This is a genomic window from Acidovorax sp. GW821-FHT09B03, from assembly GCF_059418305.1.
Genome location: NZ_JBWKPP010000040.1, coordinates 1 through 5,797, shown reverse-complemented (window position 1 = coordinate 5,797; position 5,797 = coordinate 1). Strand labels below are relative to the sequence as shown.

The following is a 5,797-nucleotide window of genomic DNA, read 5'->3' as shown; positions in this document are numbered from 1 at the left end:
AAAAACTTCGGTAGTTTTAGAAAAGTCGCTGATTTCTCGGTATACAATCTAAGGCTGCGCTGACAAGAGCTGACTGCTGAGAGGTGGTTGAGCTTGAAGGTGTTTGGAGGCGGTTGATGATGGTTGGCAGAGATGCTGAGCGAATCAAAAACTTCCAAAAAGTTTGACGGAACTTAAAAAACCGTGCTAGAATTCAAGGCTCAGCTGATCGCAGCTAAGTCGGTAGAAAAAAGGAGCTTCGGTTCTGACTTCTGCCAAGGATCCTTAAAAATATACAGCCGATAAGCGTGGGCGTTTGATGGCGAGTGCCAAGTTCTACGGAACTAGTACTTAGTACTACAAACGCTCATGAGATAGAAGTGAAGTTCACTTCAATTCTTTTTTATGAGTTGCTCGAAAGAGCGAAAAAATCAAGATCGAACTGTAGAGTTTGATCCTGGCTCAGATTGAACGCTGGCGGCATGCCTTACACATGCAAGTCGAACGGTAACAGGTCTTCGGATGCTGACGAGTGGCGAACGGGTGAGTAATACATCGGAACGTGCCCGATCGTGGGGGATAACGGAGCGAAAGCTTTGCTAATACCGCATACGATCTACGGATGAAAGCAGGGGACCGCAAGGCCTTGCGCGGACGGAGCGGCCGATGGCAGATTAGGTAGTTGGTGGGATAAAAGCTTACCAAGCCGACGATCTGTAGCTGGTCTGAGAGGACGACCAGCCACACTGGGACTGAGACACGGCCCAGACTCCTACGGGAGGCAGCAGTGGGGAATTTTGGACAATGGGCGAAAGCCTGATCCAGCCATGCCGCGTGCAGGATGAAGGCCTTCGGGTTGTAAACTGCTTTTGTACGGAACGAAAAGACTCCTTCTAATAAAGGGGGTCCATGACGGTACCGTAAGAATAAGCACCGGCTAACTACGTGCCAGCAGCCGCGGTAATACGTAGGGTGCAAGCGTTAATCGGAATTACTGGGCGTAAAGCGTGCGCAGGCGGTTATGTAAGACAGATGTGAAATCCCCGGGCTCAACCTGGGAACTGCATTTGTGACTGCATAGCTAGAGTACGGTAGAGGGGGATGGAATTCCGCGTGTAGCAGTGAAATGCGTAGATATGCGGAGGAACACCGATGGCGAAGGCAATCCCCTGGACCTGTACTGACGCTCATGCACGAAAGCGTGGGGAGCAAACAGGATTAGATACCCTGGTAGTCCACGCCCTAAACGATGTCAACTGGTTGTTGGGTCTTCACTGACTCAGTAACGAAGCTAACGCGTGAAGTTGACCGCCTGGGGAGTACGGCCGCAAGGTTGAAACTCAAAGGAATTGACGGGGACCCGCACAAGCGGTGGATGATGTGGTTTAATTCGATGCAACGCGAAAAACCTTACCCACCTTTGACATGTACGGAATCCTTTAGAGATAGAGGAGTGCTCGAAAGAGAACCGTAACACAGGTGCTGCATGGCTGTCGTCAGCTCGTGTCGTGAGATGTTGGGTTAAGTCCCGCAACGAGCGCAACCCTTGCCATTAGTTGCTACGAAAGGGCACTCTAATGGGACTGCCGGTGACAAACCGGAGGAAGGTGGGGATGACGTCAAGTCCTCATGGCCCTTATAGGTGGGGCTACACACGTCATACAATGGATGGTACAAAGGGTCGCCAACCCGCGAGGGGGAGCCAATCCCATAAAGCCATTCGTAGTCCGGATCGCAGTCTGCAACTCGACTGCGTGAAGTCGGAATCGCTAGTAATCGTGGATCAGAATGTCACGGTGAATACGTTCCCGGGTCTTGTACACACCGCCCGTCACACCATGGGAGCGGGTTCTGCCAGAAGTAGTTAGCCTAACCGCAAGGAGGGCGATTACCACGGCAGGGTTCGTGACTGGGGTGAAGTCGTAACAAGGTAGCCGTATCGGAAGGTGCGGCTGGATCACCTCCTTTCTGGAAAACTGCATTCAAAATTGAACGCCCACACTTATCGGTTGTTGGAAAAGGGTCTGTAGCTCAGCTGGTTAGAGCACTGTGTTGATAACGCAGGGGTCGTTGGTTCGAGCCCAACTAGACCCACCAAATTCCGATGGACGTAGAGCTGCGGCGCGAGCTGTGGTGATGTGGACGAATGGGGGATTAGCTCAGCTGGGAGAGCACCTGCTTTGCAAGCAGGGGGTCGTCGGTTCGATCCCGTCATCCTCCACCAACGACAGACAAGAACAACAACAAGCGATAGTAGAAAACAAGTAGTGAGTGAAGAGATTACTCAACACCAAAGCGGCTTTAACTGGAAACGGTAAAGGCCCCTTTGTTGTTGATCAATATCGATTGATCAATCGGCTGTTCTTTAAAAATTCATAGAGTCGAATCAGAGTTGTCGGCGGAAACTGCACATTCGTAAAGGTTTAGTGCAGACCGTGCCGCCGGCAACAAGAATTTTTGATTGCGTCAAAACGAATATTCAACGAGCTAAAGCTGCGCGAGAGCGTGGTGAAGTAAATTGAATTAGTAATGACGAATGTTTCTTGATAGTGATATCGAGGAATTATTCACATTACGGCATAACGCGTCAGGTGAAAGACCTGACAAGTCCTTGAGATGATGGCGATATCTTGCAAGAGATGTCAAAGTTATAGGGTCAAGTGACTAAGAGCATGTGGTGGATGCCTTGGCGATTACAGGCGACGAAAGACGTGATAGCCTGCGATAAGCTTCGGGGAGCTGGCAAATAAGCTTTGATCCGGAGATTTCTGAATGGGGAAACCCACCTCGCAAGAGGTATCGCATGATGAATACATAGTCATGCGAGGCGAACCGGGTGAACTGAAACATCTCAGTAGCTCGAGGAAAAGACATCAACCGAGATTCCGAGAGTAGTGGCGAGCGAAATCGGAAGAGCCTTCTATTGATAGCACGACTGTTAGCAAAGCGGAATGGAAAGTCCGGCCATAGTGGGTGATAGCCCCGTATGCGAAAACAGACGTGTGGTACTAAGGTAGAGAAAAGTAGGGCGGGACACGAGAAATCCTGTCTGAATATGGGGGGACCATCCTCCAAGGCTAAATACTCGTAATCGACCGATAGTGAACCAGTACCGTGAGGGAAAGGCGAAAAGAACCCCGGGAGGGGAGTGAAATAGATCCTGAAACCGCATGCTTACAAAAAGTAGGAGCCCGCAAGGGTGACTGCGTACCTTTTGTATAATGGGTCAGCGACTTACATTCAGTGGCAAGGTTAACCGAATAGGGAAGCCGTAGAGAAATCGAGTCCGAATAGGGCGAATCAGTCGCTGGGTGTAGACCCGAAACCAAGTGATCTATCCATGGCCAGGATGAAGGTGCCGTAACAGGTACTGGAGGTCCGAACCGACTAGTGTTGCAAAACTAGCGGATGAGCTGTGGATAGGGGTGAAAGGCTAAACAAACTTGGAAATAGCTGGTTCTCTCCGAAAACTATTTAGGTAGTGCCTCAAGTATTACCGTCGGGGGTAGAGCACTGTTTAGGCTAGGGGGTCATGGCGACTTACCAAACCTATGCAAACTCCGAATACCGACGAGTACAGCTTGGGAGACAGAGCACCGGGTGCTAACGTCCGGACTCAAGAGGGAAACAACCCAGACCGCCAGCTAAGGTCCCTAAAATTGGCTAAGTGGGAAACGAAGTGGGAAGGCTAAAACAGTCAGGATGTTGGCTTAGAAGCAGCCATCATTTAAAGAAAGCGTAATAGCTCACTGATCGAGTCGTCCTGCGCGGAAGATGTAACGGGGCTAAGCCAGTTACCGAAGCTGCGGATGTGCAATTTATTGCACGTGGTAGGAGAGCGTTCTGTAGGCCTGTGAAGGTGTCTGGTAACGGATGCTGGAGGTATCAGAAGTGCGAATGCTGACATGAGTAGCGTTAAAGGGGGTGAAAAGCCCCCTCGCCGTAAGCGCAAGGTTTTCTACGCAACGTTCATCGGCGTAGAGTGAGTCGGCCCCTAAGGCGAGGCAGAGATGCGTAGCTGATGGGAAACAGGTCAATATTCCTGTACCGATCAATAGTGCGATGTGGGGACGGAGAAGGTTAGCTCAGCCAACTGTTGGATATGTTGGTTCAAGCCTGTAGTCGTGCCTGGTAGGCAAATCCGCCGGGCTTAGATGAGGGGTGATAACGAGTCTGCTTGCAGACGAAGTGAGTGATACCCTGCTTCCAGGAAAAGCCACTAAGCTTCAGCTATTGACGACCGTACCGCAAACCGACACTGGTGCGCGAGATGAGTATTCTAAGGCGCTTGAGAGAACTCAGGAGAAGGAACTCGGCAAATTGATACCGTAACTTCGGGAGAAGGTATGCCCCAAGTAGGTGAACTCGAACAGAGGGAGCCCAACGGGGTTGCAAAAAATCGGTGGCTGCGACTGTTTAATAAAAACACAGCACTCTGCAAACACGAAAGTGGACGTATAGGGTGTGACGCCTGCCCGGTGCTGGAAGATTAAATGATGGGGTGCAAGCTCTTGATTGAAGTCCCAGTAAACGGCGGCCGTAACTATAACGGTCCTAAGGTAGCGAAATTCCTTGTCGGGTAAGTTCCGACCTGCACGAATGGCGTAACGATGGCCACACTGTCTCCTCCTGAGACTCAGCGAAGTTGAAATGTTTGTGATGATGCAATCTCCCCGCGGAAAGACGGAAAGACCCCATGAACCTTTACTGTAGCTTTGTATTGGACTTTGAACAGATCTGTGTAGGATAGGTGGGAGGCTTTGAAGTGATGTCGCTAGATGTCATGGAGCCAACGTTGAAATACCACCCTGGTGTGTTTGAGGTTCTAACCTAGGTCCATTATCTGGATCGGGGACAGTGCATGGTAGGCAGTTTGACTGGGGCGGTCTCCTCCCAAAGCGTAACGGAGGAGTTCGAAGGTACGCTAGTTACGGTCGGACATCGTGACGATAGTGCAATGGCATAAGCGTGCTTAACTGCGAGACTGACAAGTCGAGCAGATGCGAAAGCAGGACATAGTGATCCGGTGGTTCTGTATGGAAGGGCCATCGCTCAACGGATAAAAGGTACTCTGGGGATAACAGGCTGATACCGCCCAAGAGTTCATATCGACGGCGGTGTTTGGCACCTCGATGTCGGCTCATCTCATCCTGGGGCTGTAGCCGGTCCCAAGGGTATGGCTGTTCGCCATTTAAAGAGGTACGTGAGCTGGGTTTAAAACGTCGTGAGACAGTTTGGTCCCTATCTTCCGTGGGCGCTGCAGATTTGAGGAAGCCTGCTCCTAGTACGAGAGGACCGGAGTGGACACACCTCTGGTGTATCGGTTGTCACGCCAGTGGCATTGCCGAGTAGCTAAGTGTGGAAGAGATAACCGCTGAAAGCATCTAAGCGGGAAACTCGTTTCAAGATGAGATCTGCCGGGGCCTTGAGCCCCCTGAAGAGTCGTTCAAGACCAGGACGTTGATAGGTCAGGTGTGGAAGCGCAGTAATGCGTTAAGCTAACTGATACTAATTGCTCGTGCGGCTTGACCCTATAACTTTGATAGCCAATCCCCGTGACTGCAAGCGCAGCACCCGGACGCTCAAAGATTGTTATGCCAAGTTAGACGCAGTCAAAAATACAAAAATCTAATCTGATTCCATACTCTATGAATTCGTCAGGCTGTTCCTTGAACAGTCCGACACCAAGTTATGCCTGATGACCATAGCAAGTTGGTACCACTCCTTCCCATCCCGAACAGGACAGTGAAACGACTTTGCGCCGATGATAGTGCGGGTTCCCGTGTGAAAGTAGGTCATCGTCAGGCTCTTACAGCCC

The 5,797-nt window shown here is 50.8% G+C and carries 2 tRNA genes and 3 rRNA genes; all 5 read left to right on the top strand.

What is annotated here, in order from left to right:
* The first annotated feature begins 418 nt into the window (after positions 1-418).
* Positions 419-1,947, top strand: a 16S ribosomal RNA gene (locus AC07PA_RS32565).
* Positions 1,948-1,999: 52 nt separating this feature from the next.
* Positions 2,000-2,076, top strand: a tRNA-Ile gene (locus AC07PA_RS32560).
* Between the two features lie 51 nt (positions 2,077-2,127).
* A tRNA-Ala gene (locus AC07PA_RS32555) sits at positions 2,128-2,203 on the top strand.
* A gap of 430 nt (positions 2,204-2,633) precedes the next feature.
* A 23S ribosomal RNA gene (locus AC07PA_RS32550) occupies positions 2,634-5,512 on the top strand.
* Between the two features lie 161 nt (positions 5,513-5,673).
* A 5S ribosomal RNA gene (gene rrf, locus AC07PA_RS32545) occupies positions 5,674-5,786 on the top strand.
* Together the 16S, 23S and 5S rRNA genes with 2 tRNA genes alongside form the textbook arrangement of a ribosomal RNA operon.
* Positions 5,787-5,797: the final 11 nt, after the last annotated feature.